This is a genomic window from Paenibacillus sp. SN-8-1 (assembly GCF_050995535.1).
Lineage (GTDB): Bacteria > Bacillota > Bacilli > Paenibacillales > Paenibacillaceae > Fontibacillus.
On sequence record NZ_CP194782.1, the window covers coordinates 2862689 to 2888723 of the forward strand.

The following is a 26035-nucleotide window of genomic DNA, read 5'->3' on the forward strand; positions in this document are numbered from 1 at the left end:
TCATACAAATAAAACGATGTACACATGCCAATTCAGTAAGCTGCTCAAGTAGATTCTGCGAAAGTACACAGAAATTGACAGGCAGTATACCTTCATAGTTGGTGATAAGAATCTAAATATAGAAGTCGCATTCTTTGGAAGGAAAAAGGGACTCTATCGATACAGATTCAAGTTCATTTTATTATTTGATGAAAGAAATTGTCAAGCATATGACCGTGTTCTCTCTACAAGTGGTTCAATCAAATTCAGCATAGTCCATTTCACCATCTATGGAGTCCTGTTGTTCCTGTACTAAGGATCGGAGGACTCGCGACACAAGCAAGCCAGGGAAGCCGCGTCTCATCAGATAAGACCCTGTCTTGCGCTTTCTGTCCATTATCTCTCCGCTGGTCTGACGCCACTTCTTCGCGCCCATATCTAATGCGCTACGGAATTCCTCTTCCTCTGATACACTCCCAAGTGCTTCCTCAATCAGAGGCTTAGAAACGCCCTTCTGACGCAGTTCCTGTCTAACCCACATCTTACCCTTACCCCGGTTCTTAATACGCTGGCCAGCCCATTCCTGAGCGTACAATGCATCGTTAACAAGCCCTTCTTTCTCAAGTCTTGCAACAGTCTCTATTATAACCTGATCTTCCCTGCCTTTTTCCTTCAAGCGATGAGATATTTCCCGGGTAGTTCGGGGCTTACGGCCCAGGTAATTCAAGGCATCAACATAAGCCTGCTGCTTCTCATCAGCGGCTATGATTTCAAGCAGATCCGACTTGGTAAATGAATTCCCCTTAATCATCCTATACTTGATCATTACATCTTCATGAACTTGAACATGATGCGGGCCAAAATGAATGAGGTATCGAAACTTTGGCCGCTTCAGACTTTCCACAGCAGTAATGCTTAAAGCCTCATCTTCTGGAAAATCCGCCAAGCCGTCAAAATCTTCTTCATCCTGCTCGTACTGTTCCGAAATATCGTAAATTCCCCGCTCCTGTAGCTGCTTATTCGATCGCGAACTTACATACTTCTCCCGTCCATTTGAAGTTTTTCTATACTTTCCCTCATCCATTGTAATATTCTCCGCTATATAATAAGAAGACGCTCCGTCTCCGGTAAACACCTTCGATAGAGCGCCACACTAAATTATTTATTCATCTGCAAAAAGAGCAAGCTCTTCTTTGCTTTCTTCTTCAATTTCACTTGCAGAAGCTGCTGGGACAACAGTAGTCAAATTGCTGGCTTCGCGAATCTTATTCTCAATAACATCCGCAACTTCCGGGTGCTCTTTAAGAAACTGCTTCGCATTCTCACGTCCTTGCCCCAAACGCTCACCAGAGAATGAATACCAAGCGCCACTCTTATCAACAATATCCTGCTCAACTCCGATATCAATCAGACTTCCTTCCTTGGAAATCCCTTCACCATACATGATATCAATCTCAGCCTGTTTGAATGGAGGAGCCACTTTGTTCTTAACTACCTTGATTCTTGTACGGTTACCTACCATATCGTTACCCATTTTGATAGTTTCGATACGACGTACATCCAGTCGAACAGTTGAATAGAACTTCAATGCCCGGCCACCAGGTGTAGTCTCGGGATTACCGAACATAACTCCCACTTTCTCGCGCAGCTGGTTAATGAAAATCGCAATCGTCTTGGATTTGCTGATTGCCCCGGACAACTTACGCAAGGCTTGGGACATCAATCTTGCTTGAAGGCCCACATGGGAATCTCCCATCTCGCCTTCAATTTCCGCTTTAGGAACAAGAGCGGCAACAGAGTCAATAACGATAATATCTACAGCTCCACTGCGAACCAGTGCTTCCGCAATCTCCAAAGCTTGTTCGCCCGTATCCGGCTGGGACAGAAGCAATTCATCAATGTTAACACCAAGCTTACCCGCATAAGATGGGTCAAGCGCATGCTCTGCATCAATAAATGCAGCTTGTCCGCCTACCTTCTGTACCTCAGCTATGGCGTGTAATGCAACAGTTGTCTTACCGGAAGATTCCGGTCCATATACTTCAATAATACGGCCACGGGGTAATCCGCCAGTACCAAGAGCTATATCCAATGCTATAGAACCACTGGGAACAATTTCCACCTGCATATGAGTGGATTCCCCAAGCTTCATAATTGATCCTTTACCGAACTGCTTTTCTATTTGACGAAGCGCCATATCCAGCGCTGCACGACGATCTGACATTAGCTCACATCCTTCAAAATGATAAATACAGGAAAGCCTTACATTTATAATTGTACCTTGTTTAGAAGCGTTTGCCAAGCATTTTTTAGAACATACATTCGTTTTTTTCTGAGCGGACACCTCTCTTCTGCGGTGCCGCGATTTCCAAATATTAACACAAAAGAACCGCAGCAACACTTTAGTTTGCTACGGTTCTTCCGTCTCTTAATTATACCTTAGTATATTCCCAGCTGCAAGTTTAGCATTTGGCGCTAGAGTTCTACGGGCTAAATACACTATTCATGTTGTGACCGCAATTCCTTAAGGCGTAGCCAAAGTCGATAAAGAATGGCTTTGGCAGATCTAAGACGAATCGTCTCACGATTGCCTTTAAGATTCAATTCAAACGAGCTGGTTGCTCCATTCCGCTCAGAAATCCCGATATATACGAGGCCAACCGGTTTCCTTTCTGAGTATGCTGGGCCTGCCACACCTGTAATAGACAATCCGAAGTCCGTGTCCGTAATAATACGAACCTGTTCAGCCAATACTTCAGCTGTTTCCTTGCTAACGGCTCCCGGTGCCTCTTCTCCTTCAAGAAGATGCGCAGGTACATTTAAGAGCTTTTTCTTCATTTCATTGGAGTAACATACAAGTCCGCCCATGAATACTGTAGCACTTCCGGGAATAGATGTGATCCCCTGCATTAATAGTCCGCCAGTACAGCTTTCGGCAGCACTGACCGTTAAGTTCATCTCGGTCATCATTTCCACAATAACCTGTTCAATAGGTACGTCCCGATTAGCGTATAAGTAATCAGATAAACGCTGCTCAATAACCTTCTCCATGCCATCAAGCTTAGCAAGGGCTTCGCTTTCAAGCGGAGCCTTGGTAGACAGCCGGATTGTCACTTCACTTTCCTTGGCATAAGGAGCAATAGTCAAATCACTCTGCGATTCAATTAAATCCAGCAGCTTCGTCTCCAGTGCGGATTCCCCGATTCCAGCAAACTTCAGCATTTTGGAGTAGAGCGGTGTTTCTCCTGTGAGCACATGACTCATAATCCATGGCTTAGCCTGGTTCTCGAACATCGGCATCAGCTCTTTAGGCGGACCAGGCAGGACGATATAATGCTTTTCCCCTTGGGTGATTGCATTACCCACAGCGAGTCCTGTCTCATTGGGCAGTGGAGTTCCGCCATCGATCGCCAAGGCCTGACGCCGGTTGTTCTCCGTCATTGGCTGCTCCCGATCCTTAAAGAAACGGTCAATGTTATCCATCGCTTGGCGGTCGATATGGAGCTCACGTCCAAGACTTGCTGCCAAAGCTTCTTTCGTGAGATCGTCCTGAGTAGGCCCAATGCCGCCTGAGAAAATAATTAGATCAGCCCGCTCCTCCGCTATCTTGATTGCCTGCTGGAGCCGTATCAGATTATCTCCGACCACAGTTTGAAAATAAACATCGATTCCAAGTGCTGCTAATTCCACTGATAAATAGCGGGCATTTGTATTTACAATTTGACCAAGCAAAAGCTCTGTCCCTACGGCAATAATTTCAGCTTTCATTTGCTATCACAACTCCCTCGTTAAGAAGGGCAAATGGCATCCTCTTCTAGTAAAATTCAAACTTTGGAGAAAGAAAGTATGTTCTTGTTCTTAATGAAATAGTCAATTCCAGAGTAAATCGTAATCAGAGCCGCAACCCAAATCGCAATATCGTCAAAGGGGAACTGTACCCAGGCAAAGGGAAAATTATTCAAAAGCAGGGCTGAGATTGCAACAATTTGAGTGATTGTTTTAATTTTACCCCATTTACTGGCCGCAATAACAGAACCCTCAAGCAGGGCTACCTCACGTAATCCGGTTACAGCAAATTCACGGCTGATGATAACAACAGCAATCCATGCATCACATTTGCCTAGTGCAACAAGAGAGACCAGCACCGCAGCGACCAGGAGCTTATCTGCCAATGGATCCAGCAATTTCCCCAAATTAGTCACCATGTTATTTTTGCGTGCTAGATAGCCATCAATCCCGTCCGTACTAGCTGCAATAATAAACAGTAGAGCTCCAATCAAATGATTGAGCGGAAGCGTGTAGGTTCCCCAAGTCAAAGGATATGACCACCAGTCCATGTTCAGGTTCACAAGCAGGAACACCAACATTACCGGAATCATAAATATGCGGGCTAATGTAATTCGGTTGGGCAAATTCATCGAACACCCTCCCCTGACAAATCATGAATAGAATATGTAAAAAAATGAACTAAATTATACTGCTTAAGAACTATGACGTAATCGTTAGCTGTCATCTTGTACCCCCAGTGATCTGCTGCCGTTCCCCGTTTTATCCCTACAAGTATAATATACGGCTTATACCGTGTCAAAATGAAGCAAGGTCTCGATAGATATGCATTTCGGAGCATATCAAGAGACCCTACGGTATTATTTAAGATTCGTAAATTGAAGGTCAACAGACAAATCCGCTTTGCGAAGAAGTTGAATAACACTCTGCAGATCATCCCGGCTTTTCCCGGTTACACGGACCTGATCTCCCTGAATCTGACTCTTCACCTTAAGCTTGGAATCACGGATGAGGATATTGATCTTCTTAGCATTATCCTGGTCAATGCCTGACTTCAAAGTAATACGTTGACGAACACTGCCTAATGAGGCAGGTTCCACTTTACCGTACTCCAGGTTCTTGATCGGCAGTCCCCGCTTGATCATCTTCGACTGCAGAATATCAATAACTGAGGTCAGTTTGTACTCATCATCCGAGGTTACAACCAGAACATCCTTTTCGACTTTAATCGAACTCTTGCTGTTCTTAAAGTCATAACGAGTCTCTAGCTCACGCTCTGTCTGCTGTATCGCATTGGTTAATTCCTGCATGTCTACTTTCGACACGATATCAAAAGAACTTTCACTACTCATCTTGTCACAATCCCTTCGTTCGTCTTATGTTTTATTATTATATGAAAAACTTTCTTGTAACACAAACAGACAGACGTCAAACCGCTTCAAACCGGTATAGACGCCTGTCATGAGTGTTGGTATATCTGCTTAATTGTACCTATAGCCTCAAGCCCTTGTTATTCGGGTAAAAGCCAAACACAGACGCAGTAATCCAAGGACTGTAACCTAATTGGTGCTTGTGCCAGTGGTATCCGTTCCCGTAGTACTAGAGTCCGTCGTCTCACTCGTTGAATCGCTAGAACCGGAGTCAGTTGTACTTTGAGCTGAAGTGCCGTCATCCAAATTCAGCTGGATTTTGGTTGTATTTTTTCCATCAGTCACAACCTTACCCCCAACCGTAATTACAGTGTTATTTGAATTTCCTGATTTAATGTACAGCCCTTCAGGCCCAAGATCATAACTTTGGGTTTCCCCGTCCTCAATATTCTGGTAGAACAACTTCTCACCTCGTGAGGTTCCTTTCCGCACTTCCACCCAGCTTTTGCCGGAAGCCTTAATTTCGACTTTGACCGGTGTAGCACCACTGCTGGTTACTTTGAACTTGGTCGTGCTGCCCTTCTTCCCATCAGGCGTTACCGTAGCCGTACCTGAATCCACAGTACCGGTTCCTGTTGCATCTGTACCTGTCCCGGGCTGGGTACCTTCAGCAGTACCAGAATTCGGGTCCGTTGTTCCTGTTCCCGGTACCGTTGTCTGTCCTTGGCTATCTGTACCGGTCTGCCCGCCCCCAGTATTTTGGTCCCCGCCTTGTGCAGGAGGTGAAGTAGTCTCTGTCTTAGATGGAGTTGTTGTGACTGGTGCTTTGGTATCTGTAACCGGAGTCGGATCAGGTGTCTTATTGCTGTCAGATCCATGATTTCTCGAGACAACAATGTAAATCACAATCACAATCAGCGCTGCAAAAGACCACATTAGCGTTGTTGACAGCCATTTCGAATTCCGCTCGGTAGCAGCATGGCTGCTTCTTCTCTTCTGAATTACGGGCTCCATGGTAGGTTCCGGCTCAGATACCGGAACATCCTTCCGATGCTCCTCAAGCAGGCCATCTGAATCCACACCAACAGCCTCTGCATATGTCTTAATAAAAGCTCGCACATAAAAGCTTCCTGGGAGCACTTTGTAATCTCCCGCCTCGATGGCTTCTAAATATCTTTTACGAATTTTTGTCATTTCCTGAACATCGTCCAGCGACAAACCTCTCTGAAGTCTGGCCTCCTTCAATTGCTGGCCCAGATCCGACATACCATCACCTCCTGTCAATATTCAGCGCAGTTATACATCTTCTGTGTAAAGCGTAGTAAACGTATCATAAACGATTTCCTCGTCCGGATTGTTACGAAGTTCAATAATAATATCAAAGTCACTGTACTCGTACTTCGACTCCTTAATGAAAATATCAGGATGCTCAATGACCTTAGTTGAAGGCATAGTCATAATATCTTCAAGAAGCTGGTAATGCTTCTCATTCGAACGAATCGTACTAATGATTCCATCAATGATAAATACATTGTTCGGGTTGTACTCTTCTTCAGATAACTGACTGCGGACGGTTTGTCTTAATAACGTAGAGGACACAAAAGTCCATCTCTTCATGGAGCAGACACTGCCTGCAATAATGGATTCCGTCTTCCCTACCCGCGGCATACCTCGAAGGCCAATCACCTGATGACCCTCTCTTTTAAATAATTCACCCAAAAAGTCTACAAGCAACCCAAGCTCATCGCGTGTGAATCGAAACGTTTTGCGGTCATCAGAATCTCTATTTATATAACGACCATGTCTGACAGCCAAAATATCCACGAGCCGTGGGCTGCGCAGCGCTAGAACCGTAATATTATCAACTTTGCTGAGCATTTGGCCCAGAAGAGCAATCTTCTCATCATCTTCACATTCCAGCAGCATGCCGCGGGTTTGTCCTTCAACCCCATTAATGGTTAGAATATTAACCCCAAGCATACCGAACATGGAAGCGATATCCCCCAGAAGTCCCGGCCGGTTTCTATGTATTTTGTACTCCATGTACCACTGTGTTTGCTTCAACCGGTTCACCTCTTCCATCCAGCTTTCTTTGTATAAATTTCAACAAAAAATCCGATTAATTTTGCATAAATCTAATATTTTGGTGGATTAACGCAAATTAATGTTATTTTTATTCAAATCAACATTACCTGTTAATGATATATAAAATAATTTTGAAAGGCAAGTCCACCTCAGAATATGGCAGAAAAGCTCCCAAAAAGGGAGCTTTTCCAGGGTGTTGATCTAGGCGTACTTCTTAGCCAGCTTCACCATCAGCTTCGCAATGGTTCTGCGTTCTTCCTCATTGCCCACATCCCAGATCTCTTTGAGAGCCCGGTTTGAGGCGTTCTGAGGATCAACCTTGTCGTCTAGAAACCCGCCGATTTCGTAGGCTAAATTGGAAATGCTTTCTTCACTCATACCCGCATTTTCCGCATGTTTCACCCGGTCTCCAAGGAACTTCTTCCAAGAATCGAAATTATTCAGCACTGTTGACATGATAAATCCTCCTTCGCATGGCGCTAAGATTTAAGATCAACAGTTGTAATATGTGATTATTGGAATCAGATTATACAGCGGGATAATTTGGGTGACCTACGTAATCCAGCCGCCGTTTGGGCTAATAATCTGACCCGTGATGTAGCCAGATTCAGGCAGGGCCAAAAAGTAAACCAGTGACGCGACTTCTTCGGGGGTAGCTAGTCTTCCGGCAGGAATCTCTTCCTCCAGCCGGCGCAGCTCCGCCTCCTCAAAGCTGGCCATCATATCCGTGTGAACCGCCCCTGGGGCCACGGCGTTAACCGTGACCAGAGAGGGAGCCAATTCCTTGGCGAGTGCCTTGGTAAATGCGTTAACTCCGCCCTTGGCGGCAGAATAGGCAACTTCGCATGAAGCCCCCGACATCCCCCAAATGGAGGAGACGTTAATAATTCGTCCAAAACGCCTACGGACCATATAGGGCATAAATGTCTGTGTACAAAGGAATACACCCTTCAGATTCACATTCATTACATCGTCCCATTGCTCTTCAGTTAAATCCTCCAGCATCCCGTAACTGGCAATTCCCGCATTATTCACCAGAATATCTGGGAATAATCCGTGTAATTCTAATTTCTCTTTCATGCGGATAATATCATCCCTAACTCTTAAGTCCGCACTAATGGTAAGCACTTTGGCACCATATGCCATGCATCTGCGGGCCGCCTCATTAGCCTTCTCATGGGAGCTGCTATAGTGAATGATCACATTTAGTCCCTCTCTGGCGAACCTTTCAGCAATGGATGCCCCTATTCCCCTGCTTGCTCCCGTAATTAATACGGTCATATTCTTGATATTCTTCTCTCTCCCACTTTCAAAACTCATTCAGGGCTCACCACAAGAGACACTGCCATTTGATCCCAATTAATATGCTCTTTGAGACGCTGATTGACATCATCAAGGGTGATTGACTCATATACCTGAAGAACCTCGAATAGATCGCCGCCCCTAAATTTGTACCTGGTGAACTCATGAGCAATATTCTCAGGTGAATTCATCATGCGCAGGTATCCACCAATCTTCTTCTTCCGCGCACGTTCAAAATTTTCCGGCTTAAAGCCCGTTTGAATAAGGGCATTTACTTCTTCCGCGATCACTCTTAGCAGCTCTTCCGGGTCACGGGTGTCTCCACCTATGGCCGAGAAAGCATAATTGGGATCACTGTTATATTCATGGCCGAATCCATCCGATATCAAATCCTGGTCGTACAGCTTCTGATATAGCTCGGTACTTGAGCCGAATAGCAAATCAAGGGCAAGCTTGGTCGTCAGATCAAGCTTAATCCGCTCCACACCCGTAATTCCAAGCTTCGTCTCCTTGAAGCCGAATAAACACTTAGGAAGGGATACGGGCAATCCGGTAGTGCGTCTGCGTTCATTAACAGATGTGGGCTCATCATCGAACAAACGCTCAATTCTACCTTGTGGCTTATAGTCCTTACGGGCCTGATTTGCTCTTACCAGATTAAATACTTCTTCAGGCTTCACCCCGCCTACAACGAACAGAAGCATATTACTTGGATGATAGAAAGCATTGTAGCAGGTGTAAAGTGTCTCTTTGGTAATCGTACCAATCGATTCCACGGTTCCCGCGATATCTATATGGACCGGATGAACCTTGTATAAGGCCTCAATTAAGCCAAAATACACTCGCCAATCCGGATTATCCGCATACATGCCAATTTCTTGCCCAATAATACCTTTTTCTTTGTCCACATTCTGATCCGTAAAATAAGGGTTCTGCACGAAATTAATCAGTGTCTCCAAATTGGCTTCAATGTTCTCGGTTGACGAGAACAGGTATGTTGTCTGATCGAAGCTCGTAAAAGCGTTCGCGGAAGCGCCTTGAGAAGCAAATGTCGCGAAAATGTCACCTTCGGGCTCCTCAAACATTTTATGCTCGAGAAAATGAGCAATTCCATCCGGCACAGAGATTTCTTCCTGGCCTTCAACACGGAAGTGGTTATCAACTGAGCCATATTTAGTGGTGAATGTTGCGTATGTCTTTTGGAAACCCGGCTTGGGAAGAACGTAAACTTGAAGTCCGTTATCCATCACTTCATGGTACAGGGTTTCCTGAAGTTTCTCGTACTGAAATTTCTCCACCGGTTATTCCCCCTTCTCGCCTTTCAAAAAGTAAACGGTATTTAAATGGAACGTCTGGGCAGCATCCGTTACCTCTTTGGAAGTAATCTGCTCAACCTGCTCAAGAAGCTCTTCCGCTGTTCGTTCCTTACCTGAAATAACCCGGTTAAAGTCGTAAGCGATCATCTCAAATGCGGAATCCTGCATCTCAACTACATGGTTGCGAATCATCGCTTTAGTCTGACTAAGCTCAAGGTCACTGATTTCACCTTGGCGCATAGCCTCAAGCTGATTCTTAATAATCTCAAGCGCCTTCTCATAGTTGGCAATCTCAATTCCGGACTGAATGGTTGCCATTCCTTTGTGTCCGTCGTATCTTGAGGAAGCATAATACGCAAGACTTTCTTTCTCACGCACATTAATGAACAGCTTGGAATGTGGGTAGCTGCCCAAAATACCATTATAAACCAGCGCCGAAGCATACTCGTCACTGCCATAATTGATCGAGGTTCGAAGACCAAGGTTGAGCTTGCCTTGATTCACGTTCAGGCTCTCCTCAACGGTGCGCACATCACCGGTCTCAAAGCTAATATTCGTCTTGGCATATTGCTTCTCATGGGGACGTTCAATCTTGAAGCTCTTCTCCACAAGACGGGTGACTTCATCCAGAGAAGTATCCCCAACCACATACAAATCCAGATTCACCTCTTGCAGCCAGCTTTCGTAAGCACGATATAGACCTTCTGGAGTAATACCGCTTAGCGCAGCTTGGCTTCCAAGTGGATGAAGACGGTAAGGATCGTTTCGGAACATCTCTTCTAGGCATCGCTCAGCTGCATAGCGGATTTTATCGTTAATAATCGATTCCAGTTTTTTGCGGACCGTTTCCTTTTCTGCTGCAACATATGAGGCACGGAAGGTTCCATTCTCGGTCACTGGCTGGGTGAGGACCTCCCCGAGGAAAGAGAAGGATTGCTCCAGTAGTGATTCCTCACTACTCACAAAGGAGTCATTAATAGTGTCCATTCGCAATTGTACGATTTGGTAATCGCCTCTTTTATAAATATCAAAGCCAAATCCAGCCCCATACAGCTGCTCAAGCTGTTCCCTGAACTTGGTTGTCTCCGGATAGGAAACAGTACCTCTACGCAGAACGAACGGGATTAACCCTGTTGTTGCTACCGTTTCTTCCTGGAGGGGAATTCCGGCATATACAGAAATCGCAAAAGTTTTAAACCTTTTGGTCGGCAGTACGTGAATTCGGATATTGTTTACGCTTCCGCGTTCAAACAAAGACTTGTTCAAGGACAAAACCCCTTTACGAGAGACTATTGTTAAGTATATTCAATCAGTTGCTTTTTCATAATTCAGCCAAATTTAAATCCATTCTATACCATTCCAAAGTAAAGAAGCAACCGGGGGGAGCCCCTGGGTTGCTTCTTCTACCAGACTTCACTTTTACATACAGAAGATATGCTTCCCAATGGTCTTAACCTGCGGTCTTGTCCAGATCCATTTCGATGTCGCTGTCTCCGGATTAAAGTAGTACAGGCATCCCCCGGAAGGATCCATGCCGTTTAATGCTTCTCTGACTGCCTTTCGTGAAGATTCATTCGGCTCCAGCCAGATCTGGCCATCAGCTACGGCCGTAAATGCACCAGGTTGAAAGATAACACCTGAGACCGTTTTCGGGAAGCTAGGTGATTTAACGCGGTTCAATATGACCGCCGCTACTGCGACTTGCCCTTCAAATGGCTCACCCCGTGCCTCACCGTTTACCGCATTGGCCATAATCTTAAGATCATTCTCGGAAAGACCAAGCGGATTCGAGGCATCAAGCTCGCCTGAGTTATTATTAGATTCTTTATTATTAGATTTGTTATTCTCGGCTGCTGTATTCTGTCCTTCACCTTTCCCTGACTCCGTTGTTTCAGTTTCGGCATTCTGATCAGGGTTTGGGTTATAAGAGGATGCTTTGGGCTGCCAGTCCTTGGTGGCGTTATAGAGCCTTAACTTAGTCTGGGCGCCAGCAAGACCGTCCGGTGTCATTCCGAATTCTGACTGGAACCATTTCAAAGACTTTTGGGTGCTCTCCCCAAAATGGCTATCAAGCTTTCCATGATAAAATCCAAGATAGGCTAGTCTTCCTTGAAGCTCGTATACATCCTGTCCGAAAGAACCCATCTTAATGACCTGAGAACTGAATACGGGTAACGCATTATCGTGACTCTCTTTTGTGGCTGGCGTGATTTTTGTCTTACTCAGATGGAAAGTTCCAAGTAGTGTACAGACCAATAATAAGGCCAATCCGGCAGCCAACCAGATTTTCTTGTTGTTCATACGTCAAGTCCTGCCTTTCTCTTGTGTGTTGAGATGGTAACTTTAGTATGACAACCCCTGCCTCTTCCTATTCACTGGTATGAAAGATCACAGCCAATCAAAAAAAAAGAGCCCGCGCAGCAAAGTGCGGGGCATTTGTCAATGCTAGAAATTAAGAACTTACTCTACTCTGTCTATATTGCTCAATCGAAGTAAGAACTTCTCTTGGTTTACTGCCTTCATATGGACCCACTATGCCTCGGGCTTCCATAGAATCAATAAGCCGGGCAGCACGGGTGTAGCCAACTCTCATCCGGCGCTGCAGCAGGGATACGGATGCCTGCTTCGCTTCAAGCACAATCTGGACAGCCTGATCATACAGCTCATCGAGCTGTTCCTCTGGCTCTTGTGCAGTATCATCGATTTCAGGTATTAAGGTCTCGTCATATTCGGCCTGAGCTTGTCCACGCACATAATCCACAATGGATTCCACTTCCTGGTCACTCATGAATGCCCCCTGCACACGTACGGGCTTGGAAGCTCCCATAGGCATAAAGAGCATATCCCCCCGGCCAAGCAGCTTCTCGGCTCCAGCCATGTCCAGTATTGTGCGGGAATCGACCTGGGAAGACACACCAAAGGCGATACGCGATGGGATATTAGCTTTAATAACCCCTGTAATTACGTCGACCGATGGCCGCTGAGTTGCTATGATCAGATGGATTCCCGCTGCGCGGGCCATTTGAGCAAGACGCGCAATCGCATCCTCCACATCATTAGCTGCAACCATCATCAGATCCGCAAGCTCATCCACGATCACGACAATGTAGGGAAGAACGGCAGCCGGGTTATCCTTCATCATGTTGTTATAACCTTCCACATTACGTGCCCCTGATTTGGAGAACATCTCATATCGCTTCTCCATCTCCACGACAATCTTCTTCAGAGCCAATGAAGCCCTTCTAGGGTCTGTCACAACAGGAGCAAGCAAATGCGGAATTCCGTTATACATATTAAGCTCAACCATTTTAGGGTCCACCATCAGAAACTTAACTTCATCTGGCTTGGCCTTATATAGAATGCTTGTAATAATTCCGTTGATGCACACAGATTTACCCGAACCCGTAGCTCCGGCAACGAGCAGATGGGGCATCTTGGCCAAATTCCCCACAATAGTTTGTCCAGAAATGTCTCTTCCGAAGGCGATAGACAGCTTGGACTCGGCATCCTGAAACGTTGGAGTCTCCATGACTTCACGCATGGTAACTACAGAGACTTCACTATTCGGCACCTCGATTCCAATGGCCGATTTGCCGGGAATAGGAGCCTCCATCCGGATGTCCTTGGCCGCAAGCGCAAGTGCAATATCATCGGTCAAATTCACGACTCGGCTAACCTTAACCCCTATATCAGGCTGAATCTCGTATCTAGTAACAGCAGGTCCGCGTACTACCTCCAGCACTTTGGCCCGAACTCCGAAGCTCTCCAGCGTTGCTTCCAGCTTACGTGCGGTCTGCATATAATCTGCCTGATCACCTGCTTTAGCACCACTGGTCCCTTTCGACAATAATTTGAAAGAAGGAAGCCTGTACGGTTTTGGCGCGGGCTTAGGAGGAAGGACAGGCAAGCTGTCGATAAGCTCATCTGAACCGGACAACTCTGCTTCTCCCGGCGGGGTAATCCCGTCTTGAGCAACTTGGGATATATCAACTGGATCACCTAAATCTTCTTGTGAGACGAAGGCTGAAGGTGAGTCCTCATCCTGATGTATTCCAGAATCATCCTTCTCATCTTCGATTCGATCCTCACGCTGAATCTGGTCGAAGAAATCACGAATGATCAGACTAGGTTCATTCCGCTGGGGCTCAGTTCCGAATTCCGTATGTAATTCCTCCTGGTTCCAATTACCATCTGCGTAATCATCTTCACGATCTTCTTGTAATGGTGCTCCCTGCTGTAACTGTTCGCTCTTGTCTTTAAATCCAAGAAGCTGGAAGAAGACGGGTTTAGTCCGCGCTCTTTCCTGTACGGGTGGGCGCTCTTCGAGATCCTCATCTTCATAATCATAATCATCTGTTTCTGGAATAGGCTTGATTTTAACATCCTTGGCCTTTCCTTTAGTCTTCCCTTCCGTTACTACAGGAGAAGGACGAAGCAGCCGGTACTTACGGCTTAACTGAGCTGCCAATTTGCCTGTACGATTCTTAAGGATACTAAACAATTCCACATAGGACAGATTTGTTATTAGCATAAAGCTGATTGCGAACATCACAATCATCATGAGCTTGGCACCCGTAATTCCGAACAATACATAGAAAAGGATAAATTCCAGCGCACCTACATAGCCGCCGCTGATGTCCAGATTGAACATGGACGCTACACCGGTTGAACCGACCTTAGTCAGAGCGAACTGCAGATCATGATGAATTTGCATTAAAATATTGCTTGGTGTAATCGGCAGCACAGGAGCAAGCTTATACTGCATCGCTGATATCGTACTCATGAGTGCAAGTGCACACACGATCATAACTACACCTGTTCTTCTGGAGCTCCATTTGGAGGGCCATTTGCGGTGAATCATAACGGTCAAGCCCACATATATTCCCACAAGGGGAATGACGAAGTAGAACTTGCCCAGGATCATGGCAGACATCTTAAACAAAGTGTGTCCCACGGCCGCCTCACCAGCCAGAGCAATTATGGATAATGTGATCAGGATGATCCCGTAAATTTCGTATTTAAGCACATTGCCTAATGTGGCTTTTTTCTTCTTTCGCTTCCCGGCCAATAGGACCACCCCCAGAAGAATATTATAACATATTCCAAGGGGGCAACCTATAGGATAACCCGTCGTTTAACGTCGATTTTGGAGGGAGGGCAGATAGACAATCTCCTGACCGGGCGCATAGCTTGGATTCAAATAATCTTCCAGCTCCCCTCTAAGCATCCGAACAATCGTTGCCTTGTTCCCCTGCTCAAGACGAACCTGCAGAAGTACCCCGCCCACTTCAACTTCTCCGTATGTCTCCTCGATATCCGAGCTCTCCCATATTAACTCCCACGGAATTATGGTGTAATGGGTCATTGAGTCAAGCCCCCTGTCTGCGAACCCTTTCTTTCGCTAATCAAACGATTCAAGTAAGTCAGGGCTTCTCCAATCCCGCCCAGTCCATCAATGAGACCGTAATTTACCGCATCGGCTCCGCCTACAGCTGTTCCTATATCCCGGTTCAGATCACCCGTCTTGAACATTAGCTCTTTGAATAATTCCGATGAAATTCTAGAGTGGGAGGTTACAAAGCGGACCACCCTTTCCTGCATCTTCTCAATATATTCAAAAGTCTGGGGAACACCGATCACGAGACCCGTCATGCGGATTGGATGTATGGTCATCGTTGCGCTTTCCGCAATGAAGGAATAGTCCGAGGATACGGCAATCGGCACACCAATACTGTGACCTCCGCCAATAACTACTGTTACAGTTGGCTTAGTAAGTGAAGCGATCATCTCAGCTATAGCCAGACCTGCTTCAACATCTCCTCCTACCGTATTCAGAATAATCAGGATTCCCTCGATTTGCTTATTCTGCTCAGCAGCAACAAGCTGGGGAATTAAATGCTCATACTTCGTAGTTTTGTTCTGAGGCGGAAGAACGATGTGTCCTTCGATCTGTCCTATAATGGTCAGACAGTACAGATTGGATATATCGGCTGCTGGCACTGAAGTTTGACCTAGCTGCTGAATGTAATCCACTACCGGTGGCTTTTTCTCAGCGGGTGCTTCAGGTGGAGGTAATTCTGAGTGAAAACTTGTACTACCTGGCGATAATTGCTGATTATTCATCATGCCCATCCTTCCACTTTACGCTTATTCTGCAAATTTTGCAGTCACCTGGTTAGTATGCCGTGAACCTTCACCGCGCTATGCATAAGTTAAATAAAGCTTCAGGATATAGAAATGCCCCCTATCCTGCCTGGAACCGTCCAATTCCGGCAGGATAGAGGGCGACTGTGTGCCCAATTTATATAAGCTGCATTATACTTCCATAATAATTGGAAGGATCATTGGTCTACGACGAGTCTGCTCATACAAGAAGCGTCCAAGCGCATCCTTAACATTCGTCTTCAAGGAAGCCCATTCATTTACATTCTCACTCATCAATCGAACCAGAGTGCTGGTAACAATACGGTTAGCTTCTTCCAGAAGCCCTTCCGATTCTCTTACGTACACGAAACCACGAGAAATGATGTCTGGACCGGATACAATCGTGCCGTCCTGCTTGCTCAGCGTAACTACTACGACCAGAATACCATCCTGGGAGAGCAGCTTACGGTCGCGAAGTACAATGTTACCGACATCCCCTACGCCTAGTCCATCAATAAGAACATTTCCGGCAGGGACTTTACCCGCTTTGCGTGCGACACCATTCTGAATCTCAATGGTATCCCCGATCTCAATCAGGAAGATGTCTTCCGGCTGAATTCCTACGGATTCACCCAACAGAGCATGCTTGCGCAGCATACGATATTCGCCATGAATCGGGATGAAGTATTTCGGCTTCATCAAGTTCAGCATCAACTTCAATTCTTCTTGGCTTCCGTGTCCGGATACGTGTACACCGGAATTGGAACCGCTGTATATGACTTCAGCTCCTAGACGGAACAATTCGTCAATCGTACGACCCACATATTTCTCATTACCAGGTACTGGAGTAGCAGCAATAATTACAGTATCCCCTGGTAAAATATCTACTTTACGGTGAGTAGAACGTGCCATCCGCGTAAGCGCAGACATTGGCTCGCCTTGGCTGCCAGTAGAGAGAATAACCACACGGTCGCTGGCCATTTTGTTCACTTCTTCCGGCTCGATCAGGATACCATCCGGTACATCCAGATAACCAAGCTCCGAAGCAATAGACACAACGTTGACCATGCTGCGACCAATTACGGTTACTTTACGTCCTGTAGCAAAAGCCGCATCGAATACTTGTTGAATACGATGTACGTTGGAAGCAAAGGTAGCAACAACTACACGCTGCTGAGCTTTACGGAAAATATCTCCAAGTACTACGCCGACATTTTTCTCAGATGGCGTGAATCCTGGCTTCTCGGCATTCGTACTATCCGATAGCAAGGCAAGAACGCCTTTCTGTCCAATTTCAGCCATACGCTGCAGATCTGCAAATTGACCATTGACTGGAGTATGATCAAACTTGAAGTCACCCGTGTGTACTACGTTACCTTCAGGTGTTTCGATGCAGACGCCGACAGAATCAGGAATACTATGGTTTGTCTTGAAGAATGTAGCTTTAAGTGAAGCTCCAAGCTGGATCTCCGAATCCGCATTAATCAGAATGCGTTTGGTATCGCCGAGCAAATTGGCTTCTTTCAGCTTGTTCTCCACAAGTCCCAAAGTCAATTTGGTTCCATAGACCGGGACATTAAGATGTCTCAAAACATAAGGCAGGCCACCAATGTGGTCTTCGTGCCCGTGAGTCAGGACAATGCCTCTTACTTTATCACGGTTCTCCGTTAAGTAAGTAATATCAGGGATAACAATGTCGATACCAAGCATGTCCTCTTCCGGGAATTTAAGACCGGAATCAATGACAACGATGTCATTGGCATACTGAATTACGTACATGTTCTTCCCGATTTCTGCGACGCCGCCCAGTGCAAAGATCGTTAGTTTATCAATGTTATTTTTTTTGGACAAGTGAATCTAACCCTCCTAAATGTATTGGACGTCGTTATCATTTCGATTATACGGAGTGAACTAACACACCACAAAGGCCACTCTATAGTCAACCCGTATATAGTAAAATTTCAAAAATATACCGCACCCAGTCACTTGACCTCATTATACATGATCAATTTGGCAAAAAACAAGTCAATCACTGATCACCCGATATAGTTACCTTGCACCACAATGAAAAAACCGATGCCTTGAACAGGACATCGGTTTTTAGCAGATCAGCCTTAATTTGACTTTCACCCTGATAAATCAACCATTTTAGTCAAACAATTTCCGAATCGAACCAGCCTCTTCCTCAGAAGGTGGAACAAGCGGGAGCCGTACGGAACCTACCTTGATTCCCCGCTCATTTAACGCGAATTTGACGGCTACTGGATTCGGGCATTCGAACAATCCTTTAAAAACAGGGAGAAGCTGTTGATGAAGCTTGGCAGCCTCCACCACATGACCCTCCAGATAAGCCTGAATCATTTGTTTCATAGGTTCACCGATAAAATGGCTGGCTACACTTACGATTCCATACGCACCTACCGCAAGTGCGGGCAGGGCAGCAGCATCATCTCCAGAGTATACGACAAAGCCTTCCGGCGCCTGATTAGCAACTTGTGCTACCTGGTCCAGCGCCGCGCACTCCTTGATAGATGTAATATTAGGAATTTGAGCAAGCCGCAGAATGGTGTCTGTACTCATACTGATCACAGTACGACCAGGAACGTTATACAGCATTACCGGCAGCTTAGTTGAATTCGCGATAGCTTCGAAATGGCGGTACAAGCCTTCCTGGCTTGGCTTATTATAATAAGGAACAACAATTAGAACACCGTCCACGCCCAGCTTCTCAGCTTCTGCAGTAAGATGGATGGAATGTGCAGTATTATTGCTGCCGGTTCCGGCGATAATTTTGCATCGGCCGGAGGTGTGCTTAACTGCAAAATCGAACAGCTGCAGCTTCTCCTCATCACTTAATGTAGGAGACTCGCCCGTAGTTCCACATACGACCAAGGCGTCTGACTTTTGTTCATCAATGAGGTAATCTATAAGCTTCGCTGCCTGTTCCCAATCGATGTGTCCCTGCTCGTCGAACGGGGTGACCATGGCAGTTATTAATCTTCCGAATTCCACCTTAACTCCTCCTCAAAAAAGTATGGTTAAGCCGTTCTTTCTATATTCGAAGGCAAATGATCACCGATGTAGCTCAAATTTGGTATGCAACGCACGAAGTGCCTGAACCATATCTTCTTTGTTCACAAGAACCCATATCGTTGTATTCGAATCTGCCGATTGCAGAATTTGGATATTATGCTCACTTAGCGCTTCAACGATCCTGGCCATGATTCCCGGTACTCCATTTATTCCTCCGCCAATCACGGACACTTTAGCACATCCATTTAGGATCTGCGGATTGAAACCGAGCTCTTCTAGCGCCGCAACTGCTTTGACACTATCGCTGTCGAACACCGTATAAACGACTCCAGCGGGGGTTACATTAATAAAATCAACACTGATAGCATTCTCCGCCATGGCTTTGAAGACTTCAAGCTGCAGCTGATGCCCCTTACCAGCCGAATGCACCGTAATCTGGGTTACATTGCTTACATAGGCAATCCCAGTCACGAAACGATCCACAATGCCTGTCTGAACATCTTGAAAGCCTTCTGGGTTAGCTACCAGCGTACCGACACTATCCGAGAAGGTAGAGCGAACCCGGACCGGAACACTTGACTGCATGGCAATTTCAACCGCTCTAGGGTGTATAACTTTAGCCCCTTGATGAGCCATGTTGCAAATCTCCGCATAACTAACATACGATAAGGGCCGTGCGTCCTCAACTATACGGGGATCCGCGGTCAGTATGCCATTTACATCGGTATAGATATCTACAATTTCAGCATGTAAAGCGGCTCCAAGCGCAGTTGCCGAAGTATCACTACCGCCTCTGCCCAAAGTTGTAAAATCACCGTTCAAGCTTTGCCCTTGAAAGCCAGTCACAATTACAACGTCCTTCGTGCCAAGCTCGTCAAGCACTCTTGCTGGAACAACGTCCAGAATTCGGGCATTTCCGAACTGCTCATCCGTACGGAATCCAGCCTGAGCTCCTGTTAATACGACAGACGAAATCGATTCCTGTTCAAGCAGCCCACAAAGAGTTGTAGCAGAAATGATTTCACCACAGACCAGCAGTAAATCCTTTTCGCGAGCAGGCAGTAATCCTCCATTAACGGCAGCCCAATCCAGCAGTGTGTCCGTGGCATATGGGTCACCTTTTCTTCCCATTGCTGAGACAACGACGACCAGCCGATAACCTGCCGCAAGCTCTCTGCGGATATGACGTACGACATGTTCCCTTGCCTCAGGTGTAGCAAGAGATGTGCCTCCAAATTTCTGCACCATGATGCGCATTGCTATTCCTCCAGTATGTTGTCAAAAGAAGACATACGCCGCCTTTCTGCTAAGAAAGGAGCGTATGACCAAGGGTTACTTCGATTTATTAGCTGCGATAATCTCCGCAATTTGTACCGCATTCCAAGCGGCACCTTTAAGCAGGTTATCAGATACAATCCACAAATTCAGGCCGCGTTCATTCGTAAGATCACGACGAAGACGTCCCACAAATACATCATTCTTTCCAGCCGCATCCGTTGCAAGAGGATAGAGCTGATTAGCCGGATCATCCACAACAGTAACCCCAGGCGCATCAGACAGCAAACTGCGCACATCCTCCAAATTGTAATCTTCCTTCAATTCGACGTACACAGATTCGGAATGGCCATAGACAACCGGGATACGAACACATGTCGCAGTAACTAGAACCGACTCATCATCCAGAATTTTCTTCGTTTCACGAACCATTTTCAACTCTTCGAGTGTATATCCATTGTCTTGAAATTTATCAATTTGCGGAATCGCATTAAAGGCAATTTGATGTTTGACCGGTAGTGAGCCAACAGGAAGAATATCAGGATTCGAATCGTTACCTTCCAATACTTCCTTGGTCTGCCGCTTCATTTCATCGATCGCACGGGCACCAGCGCCAGATACCGCCTGATAAGTTGATACAATAATCCGGGAAATTCCATAGCGGTCATACAGCGGTTTGAGCGCAGCTACCATCTGGATCGTAGAGCAGTTCGGATTGGCAATAATCCCCTGATGTTCGTTGATCTTGGACTCATTTACTTCTGGAACCACAAGCGGTGTATTCGGATCCATACGGAACGCATTGGTATTATCAATACACACGGCTCCATGACGCACCGCGTGAGGCGCAAGCTCCTTGCTTATATCTCCGCCTGCACTGAACAAAGCGATATCAATACCTTCAAAACTGTCCGGGCCAGCTTCTTCAACGGTAATTTCCTGTCCCTTAAAAGTAACGCGGGTTCCTGCAGAACGGGCCGAAGATAAGAGCTTCAGCTTATCGATCGGGAAATCTCTCTTCTCCAATAATCCGATAATTTGTTCTCCTACAGCTCCCGTCGCTCCTACTACCGCGACATTCAATTTCGTTTTACTCATCTGGCTCGTCTCCCCTTCTCTAATCGGTACTATATATAATAAGTTTATTATTACTATGGTTAAGCTTGCTGGGCATGTTCAATAATCACGGGCTGGATCTGCTGCCCTTGTAAAGCGGCATAGCAGGTTTCCGGGATTAGATCCATACGGGACACTAATGAATTTGGCTTTCCAGTAGGATTATCCTGCCCGAAAGGAACGAAATAGATATTCTTCGCCACTACCAGCTTTGCAATATTGGCCAGGTTAAAGCCAAGCCCGTCGTTGGTAGAGATCGCGATGACTACCGGTCTCCCTGTGCGAAGCTGTGCTTTAGCAGCCATGAGCACAGGACTGTCTGTCATCGCATTCGCAAGCTTGCTGGTCGTATTTCCCGTACAAGGCGCGATGGCCAGCACATTCAACCGCTTGGAAGGACCGAGCGGCTCAGCTTCAACAATTGTAGAAATGATATCATTACCTGTAATATCTTTCAACTGTTTCTGCCAATCCTGAGAACTGCCGAAACGTGTGTCTGTCGTTAATACCGACTGTGAAATAATCGGTACAACCTCTGCTCCCCCATCCACAAAGCGCTGGATTTGAGGCATCACTTCGGCAAATGTACAATGCGAACCTGTTATCGCATACCCAACTGTAATTCCTTTCCAGTTCACTCAGCATCCCCCCGTATCTTCTGTTCCAATATCGACTGACAAATACAATTTGCCATAATAATTCCAGCCGTTTTGGGAGCGACGATACCGGGTAAGCCAGGAGCTAGCAGCGCCTTAACGCCTCTCTTCTCCGCATAACGAAAATCCGTTCCGCCTGGAGATGAGGCAAGGTCGATAATAACGGCCTGACGGGGCATTTTTGCGATGATTTGCGCTGTGACTATCATAGTCGGAATTGTATTAAAAATCAAGTCAATATCAGAGGCCTGATCGGCCAAATCCGTTGTCATAAAAGGCTTCCAGCCCATTTCTGCAGCCCTGGCGAAATGATCCTTCCGTCTAACTCCCGCCTTCACCGAAGCTCCGAGTGCCTGAAGATTTCTGGCCAAGGTGAACCCGGTCCGGCCTAGTCCCAAGACCACACAAGTTGAACCATGAATCGTGATATCCGTATTCTGAATGGCCATCATGAGAGCACCTTCAGCTGTAGGGATCGAATTATAAATCGCGACATCATCTCGTTCCAACAATTCCATAAGTTCAAGCTTATATTTTGCAGTCAACCTTCGAATGAAGTCTTTAGCCATTCCTGTGTAAATGAGTACGTCCTTCGGTAACGACGCAAAATGCTCTTCGTGCAATATAATCGGCTCTGAGGAAAACTGCACAGGTACTGAGCCTTTATCATCACTGGCTACGACGGGCAGAACTAGCACATCAGCTGAAGCAAGAAGCTCCGTCGTCAATTTTTCCGATGATACTCCAGCAGCAGGAGGCTCCTCAAGCTGATCGAAGCCGACAATCCTTACGTTTGCATCAAGTTCCGCACATTTGCGAATGACCTCGATCTGGCGCGCGTCTCCGCCGAGAAACACAATGGTCATACCCGTAAGCATTGCAGGAGATCACCCCTTTCCTAACAGCACATATAGAGCATCTTATGCATTTGCCCCTGAAGGGGTGATGGCCTTCCTCGCGATATAACAAAAAAAGCTTGCAACCCCCGAATATACGGAGATGCAAGCTTATTTTTATTTTCTGCCGGTGTGACCGAATCCGCCTGAACCGCGAACTGTATCACTGAGTTTATCGACCTGCTCCAGTTCAACTTCAGGAACCTCTTGAAATACCATCTGAGCGATCCGCTCGTTCCGGACAATGGTGAATGGTTCATTCCCAAGATTGATTAACAGTACTTTGATTTCACCGCGGTAATCCGCATCAATTGTTCCAGGCGTATTTAAACAGGTTATTCCATGCTTGAAAGCAAGTCCGCTTCGAGGACGAATTTGGGCTTCAAGACCAGCCGGCATTGCAATAGCAAAGCCTGTAGGGATGAGCCCGCGTGCACCCGGCTCCAAAATTACTTCCTGCTCAACTGCTGCATACAAATCAAACCCAGACGCAAGCTCAGACATTTTCCTTGGAAGCTCAATATCTTCGTTTCCCGGAAGTCTGTTAATTTGAACCAGATATGACAAGTTCATCTCTCCTTAAACCATTAATCACTTTATCCGATGAACCTACCATAGCCAGCGAGAAGGGACGCTCAAACATTGTGCCGAGCACATATCTAATGTCTTCCATCTGTACGGCCTCGATCCGTTCAATCATCTGATCAAGCGTGTAGTGCTTGCCTAGCATCAACTCGTTCTTACCAAGCCGGTTCATCCGGCTTCCTGTGCTTTCAAGACTGAGAATAAGACTGCCCTTAAGCTGTTCCTTCCCTTTCCTCAGTTCGCTTTCGCTCAATCCCTTTACAGCCGTCTCATGAAGAATTTCTTGAGTCAGCTCAAGGACCTCCTTGGTCTGCTTAGGTGCTGTCCCCGCATATACCGTGAATAGTCCGCTGTCCGCATGAGAGCTATGGTAAGAATAGACCGAATAGGCAAGTCCTCTCTTCTCCCGGATCTCCTGGAAAAGCCTTGAGCTCATTCCACCACCTAGCGCATTGTTTAGCAGCACCATGGCATACTGGCGCTCGTCGTCAATTGGCAGCCCTTGGAAGGACAGACAAATATGATTTTGCTCCGTCTTCTTGCGGTGGTATCTCAGCCCACCGAGGAAATCCGGCGCTTCCAGAAGACTTTCGTTTCCTTCAACCCTGAATTCGCCAAAATAACGCTCAAGCAGCTCCATGATACTGTCATCTATATTGCCGGCTACACTTATCACGGTATTCTGAATAGTATATTTCTCATTCATATACTTGTTAAGATCATCAGCTCCCATTCCTTGCAGCTTCTCTTCCGTTCCAAGAATCGGATAAGCCAAGGGATGTCTGCCATATGCCGCTTCTGTGACCAGGTCATGCACCATATCATCAGGAGTATCCTCATACATGGAGATTTCCTCCAAGATCACATTCTTCTCTTTAGCAAGTTCATTCTTGTCCATTAAAGAACGGAAGAACATATCCGCCAGTACATCTACCGCGATGGGAAGATGCTCATCAAGCACCTTGGCATAATAGCAGGTATATTCCTTGGATGTAAAAGCGTTCACATTACCGCCAATCGCATCGAATTGTTCCGCAATCTCTTTAGCGCTATAACGCTCCGTCCCCTTGAACAGCATATGTTCAATGAAATGAGATATCCCGTTGATCTCAATACTCTCATTGCGGGATCCAGTCTTAACCCAAATGCCAAATGAGACCGAGCGGCAAGTAGGTATTTTTTCCAAAACCACCCGAAGGCCGTTTTTCAGCTGTATTCTCCTCACTAAAGGCCCTCCTAAACTTCCATGCCAATTATCTACACGGTGAGATATCAAGATCAATAAATGCACCATTATCCTATCAAAAAAAGCCAATTTCCTCAACTCTATGGCTCCTGAATTCTCGAAGGGGATAGCGTTTCCTCCACCGTACCCAGCTTTAGACCTTTCCGCTGCACGGCAGCAATCATCCCTTTAAGAGCTTCCTTGGAGGCCTTGGTAGGATGCATAAGGATGAGTGAGCCGGCTTCTACGCGTTTGCTGATCTTGGCCACCACACTTTCTGGCGACGGTTTCATCCAGTCCACGGTATCCAGTGTCCATAGTACGGTCCTCAGACCCTGCCCAGCCGCAATCTGGACCGTCTTCTGGTTAAAATCTCCTGATGGAGGTGCGAACCACTTATTATCGACTCCCAGCGTTTCCTTGAGCAGATCCTTCGTTTTGCTAATCTCAAGAATTGCCCTGCTCTCACTCAATTGACTCATATTTGGATGGGAATAAGCGTGGTTCTCCATCTGGTGACCTCTCTTCTGAATTTCCTTGGCAAGCTCCGGATTCTTTTTGAGCCAGCTCCCATCCAAGAAAAAGGTTGCTTTTACTTTAGCCGCATCCAGCGTATCCAGCATCGGAATGATGTACTCATTCCCCCATGCGACATTAATCATGAACGAAACCACTTTTTTGTTCGGGTTCCCGCGGTAAATCGGCAATGCGCCCAGCTGGTCAAGCCCAACTTTAGCGGGCAGCTCACGGTAGACAAAAGGGATTTCGTCCACGTTCCAATCCGTGGATTCCGAGCCTTTCTTTAGAGCCAGCGCGCGCTGATAAGTCTTGTCTACATCCACTTCAAGTCCGTTATAGCCAGGGATCGCTTTCCATATCCGGTCATTAACAGCGTCAATAGGCTCGACCTTTCGCTTAACCGCCTCTTCCTTGATCTTCAGAAGCAACTTGTTATCTTCAGAACTGCTGCCAAAGAGCTCAAATGCATACTGACCTTCGGCAGCCTGTCCGCGGGAATCTACAAATGTCCGCACTCCGCTCAGCTGGCCAACCAGAAGTATAGCGCTGAGGGTTACCACAATAATAGTTAATTTTCTCCGATCCATCTCCAGGACTCATCCTTCCAAACCAGTTTTGTCCTCATCATATGTCTATGTGTGCAGGTTTATGCACTTCGGAGATGTTCTATAGAAAGCAAAAAAAGAGCCAGAAGGTTAACCACTCTGCCTCTTTTTTTCTTTTCCCATAAAGCGGGTAATCTGTTAGG

General features: G+C 46.3%; 24 protein-coding genes. All 24 read right to left on the reverse strand.

Annotation, left to right across the window (positions count from 1 at the left end):
- Nucleotides 1-235 precede the first annotated feature (235 nt).
- Nucleotides 236-1063, reverse strand: coding sequence for a regulatory protein RecX (locus tag ACRRNK_RS13590; RefSeq protein ID WP_433943271.1), 828 nt, complete (start codon nt 1061-1063; stop codon nt 236-238).
- Between the two features lie 78 nt (nt 1064-1141).
- Nucleotides 1142-2203, reverse strand: a complete 1062-nt coding sequence (gene recA, locus ACRRNK_RS13595) for a recombinase RecA (protein WP_433943272.1) — start codon at nt 2201-2203, stop codon at nt 1142-1144.
- Between the two features lie 275 nt (nt 2204-2478).
- Complete coding sequence (locus tag ACRRNK_RS13600; RefSeq protein WP_433943273.1) at nt 2479-3747, reverse strand: competence/damage-inducible protein A; 1269 nt, start codon at nt 3745-3747, stop codon at nt 2479-2481.
- A gap of 56 nt (nt 3748-3803) precedes the next feature.
- Entirely contained in the window at nt 3804-4397 is a 594-nt protein-coding gene (gene pgsA / locus ACRRNK_RS13605; RefSeq protein ID WP_433943274.1) for a CDP-diacylglycerol--glycerol-3-phosphate 3-phosphatidyltransferase, read from the reverse strand.
- Nucleotides 4398-4625: 228 nt separating this feature from the next.
- Nucleotides 4626-5117, reverse strand: a complete 492-nt coding sequence (locus tag ACRRNK_RS13610) for a YajQ family cyclic di-GMP-binding protein (RefSeq protein WP_127199725.1) — start codon at nt 5115-5117, stop codon at nt 4626-4628.
- 207 nt (nt 5118-5324) lie between these two features.
- A complete protein-coding gene (locus ACRRNK_RS13615) occupies nt 5325-6401 on the reverse strand; it encodes a helix-turn-helix domain-containing protein (RefSeq protein ID WP_433943275.1) in 1077 nt (358 codons plus the stop codon).
- 30 nt (nt 6402-6431) lie between these two features.
- Nucleotides 6432-7199, reverse strand: a complete 768-nt coding sequence (locus ACRRNK_RS13620; protein WP_433943276.1) for a DUF3388 domain-containing protein — start codon at nt 7197-7199, stop codon at nt 6432-6434.
- Nucleotides 7200-7421: 222 nt separating this feature from the next.
- Complete coding sequence (locus ACRRNK_RS13625) at nt 7422-7676, reverse strand: DUF3243 domain-containing protein (protein ID WP_127199722.1); 255 nt, start codon at nt 7674-7676, stop codon at nt 7422-7424.
- Between the two features lie 96 nt (nt 7677-7772).
- Nucleotides 7773-8540 (reverse strand): elongation factor P 5-aminopentanone reductase, encoded by a 768-nt coding sequence (ymfI, locus tag ACRRNK_RS13630; protein WP_433943277.1) that lies wholly within the window; start codon nt 8538-8540, stop codon nt 7773-7775.
- Nucleotides 8537-9820, reverse strand: a complete 1284-nt coding sequence (gene yfmH, locus ACRRNK_RS13635; RefSeq protein WP_433943278.1) for an EF-P 5-aminopentanol modification-associated protein YfmH — start codon at nt 9818-9820, stop codon at nt 8537-8539. Before yfmH ends, ymfI begins: the two co-directional genes overlap by 4 nt.
- Before the next feature lie 3 nt (nt 9821-9823).
- The gene (gene yfmF / locus ACRRNK_RS13640; RefSeq protein WP_433943279.1) at nt 9824-11104 is read right to left on the reverse strand and encodes an EF-P 5-aminopentanol modification-associated protein YfmF; all 1281 of its coding nucleotides are present in this window, start codon (nt 11102-11104) and stop codon (nt 9824-9826) included.
- Between the two features lie 153 nt (nt 11105-11257).
- Complete coding sequence (gene sleB / locus ACRRNK_RS13645) at nt 11258-12139, reverse strand: spore cortex-lytic enzyme (RefSeq protein ID WP_433943280.1); 882 nt, start codon at nt 12137-12139, stop codon at nt 11258-11260.
- Between the two features lie 151 nt (nt 12140-12290).
- The gene (locus ACRRNK_RS13650) at nt 12291-14906 is read right to left on the reverse strand and encodes a DNA translocase FtsK (protein WP_433943281.1); all 2616 of its coding nucleotides are present in this window, start codon (nt 14904-14906) and stop codon (nt 12291-12293) included.
- A 66-nt stretch (nt 14907-14972) separates the two neighbouring features.
- Nucleotides 14973-15203: a YlzJ-like family protein gene (locus tag ACRRNK_RS13655; RefSeq protein ID WP_433943282.1), complete on the reverse strand. Its 231-nt coding sequence runs from the start codon at nt 15201-15203 to the stop codon at nt 14973-14975.
- Nucleotides 15200-15961: a ClpP family protease gene (locus ACRRNK_RS13660; protein WP_433946897.1), complete on the reverse strand. Its 762-nt coding sequence runs from the start codon at nt 15959-15961 to the stop codon at nt 15200-15202. Before ACRRNK_RS13660 ends, ACRRNK_RS13655 begins: the two co-directional genes overlap by 4 nt.
- Nucleotides 15962-16153: 192 nt before the next feature.
- On the reverse strand, nt 16154-17833 hold the full coding sequence (locus ACRRNK_RS13665) for a ribonuclease J (RefSeq protein WP_433943283.1): 1680 nt from the start codon (nt 17831-17833) through the stop codon (nt 16154-16156).
- A 297-nt stretch (nt 17834-18130) separates the two neighbouring features.
- Nucleotides 18131-18994 (reverse strand): 4-hydroxy-tetrahydrodipicolinate synthase, encoded by an 864-nt coding sequence (gene dapA / locus ACRRNK_RS13670; protein ID WP_433943284.1) that lies wholly within the window; start codon nt 18992-18994, stop codon nt 18131-18133.
- A 60-nt stretch (nt 18995-19054) separates the two neighbouring features.
- Nucleotides 19055-20272, reverse strand: a complete 1218-nt coding sequence (gene dapG / locus ACRRNK_RS13675; RefSeq protein WP_433943285.1) for an aspartate kinase — start codon at nt 20270-20272, stop codon at nt 19055-19057.
- Nucleotides 20273-20347: 75 nt separating this feature from the next.
- On the reverse strand, nt 20348-21388 hold the full coding sequence (locus tag ACRRNK_RS13680) for an aspartate-semialdehyde dehydrogenase (RefSeq protein WP_433943286.1): 1041 nt from the start codon (nt 21386-21388) through the stop codon (nt 20348-20350).
- Nucleotides 21389-21447: 59 nt separating this feature from the next.
- Nucleotides 21448-22044 carry a dipicolinate synthase subunit B gene (locus ACRRNK_RS13685; protein ID WP_433943287.1) on the reverse strand — a complete coding sequence of 199 codons (597 nt, stop codon included), beginning with the start codon at nt 22042-22044 and terminating at the stop codon, nt 21448-21450.
- Entirely contained in the window at nt 22041-22940 is a 900-nt protein-coding gene (dpsA, locus tag ACRRNK_RS13690) for a dipicolinate synthase subunit DpsA (protein ID WP_433943288.1), read from the reverse strand. Before dpsA ends, ACRRNK_RS13685 begins: the two co-directional genes overlap by 4 nt.
- A 135-nt stretch (nt 22941-23075) precedes the next feature.
- Nucleotides 23076-23525, reverse strand: coding sequence for a dUTP diphosphatase (gene dut, locus ACRRNK_RS13695; RefSeq protein ID WP_433943289.1), 450 nt, complete (start codon nt 23523-23525; stop codon nt 23076-23078).
- A complete protein-coding gene (locus ACRRNK_RS13700) occupies nt 23503-24768 on the reverse strand; it encodes a M16 family metallopeptidase (protein ID WP_433943290.1) in 1266 nt (421 codons plus the stop codon). Before ACRRNK_RS13700 ends, dut begins: the two co-directional genes overlap by 23 nt.
- A 101-nt stretch (nt 24769-24869) precedes the next feature.
- On the reverse strand, nt 24870-25874 hold the full coding sequence (locus ACRRNK_RS13705; protein ID WP_433943291.1) for a polysaccharide deacetylase family protein: 1005 nt from the start codon (nt 25872-25874) through the stop codon (nt 24870-24872).
- Nucleotides 25875-26035 lie beyond the last annotated feature (161 nt).

Bases quoted from the DNA above. Each gene is read 5' to 3' on its own strand.
- ACRRNK_RS13660 (WP_433946897.1), bottom strand. From the start codon at position 15,961: ATGAATAATCAGCAATTATCGCCAGGTAGTACAAGTTTTCACTCAGAA.
- ACRRNK_RS13590 (WP_433943271.1), bottom strand. From the start codon at position 1,063: ATGGATGAGGGAAAGTATAGAAAAACTTCAAATGGACGGGAGAAGTAT.
- sleB (WP_433943280.1), bottom strand. From the start codon at position 12,139: ATGAACAACAAGAAAATCTGGTTGGCTGCCGGATTGGCCTTATTATTG.
- dapG (WP_433943285.1), bottom strand. From the start codon at position 20,272: ATGCGCATCATGGTGCAGAAATTTGGAGGCACATCTCTTGCTACACCT.
- ACRRNK_RS13655 (WP_433943282.1), bottom strand. From the start codon at position 15,203: ATGACCCATTACACCATAATTCCGTGGGAGTTAATATGGGAGAGCTCG.
- ACRRNK_RS13600 (WP_433943273.1), bottom strand. From the start codon at position 3,747: ATGAAAGCTGAAATTATTGCCGTAGGGACAGAGCTTTTGCTTGGTCAA.
- ACRRNK_RS13705 (WP_433943291.1), bottom strand. From the start codon at position 25,874: ATGGATCGGAGAAAATTAACTATTATTGTGGTAACCCTCAGCGCTATA.
- ACRRNK_RS13680 (WP_433943286.1), bottom strand. From the start codon at position 21,388: ATGAGTAAAACGAAATTGAATGTCGCGGTAGTAGGAGCGACGGGAGCT.
- recA (WP_433943272.1), bottom strand. From the start codon at position 2,203: ATGTCAGATCGTCGTGCAGCGCTGGATATGGCGCTTCGTCAAATAGAA.
- dpsA (WP_433943288.1), bottom strand. From the start codon at position 22,940: ATGCTTACGGGTATGACCATTGTGTTTCTCGGCGGAGACGCGCGCCAG.
- ymfI (WP_433943277.1), bottom strand. From the start codon at position 8,540: ATGAGTTTTGAAAGTGGGAGAGAGAAGAATATCAAGAATATGACCGTA.
- ACRRNK_RS13610 (WP_127199725.1), bottom strand. From the start codon at position 5,117: ATGAGTAGTGAAAGTTCTTTTGATATCGTGTCGAAAGTAGACATGCAG.
- pgsA (WP_433943274.1), bottom strand. From the start codon at position 4,397: ATGAATTTGCCCAACCGAATTACATTAGCCCGCATATTTATGATTCCG.
- ACRRNK_RS13615 (WP_433943275.1), bottom strand. From the start codon at position 6,401: ATGTCGGATCTGGGCCAGCAATTGAAGGAGGCCAGACTTCAGAGAGGT.
- ACRRNK_RS13625 (WP_127199722.1), bottom strand. From the start codon at position 7,676: ATGTCAACAGTGCTGAATAATTTCGATTCTTGGAAGAAGTTCCTTGGA.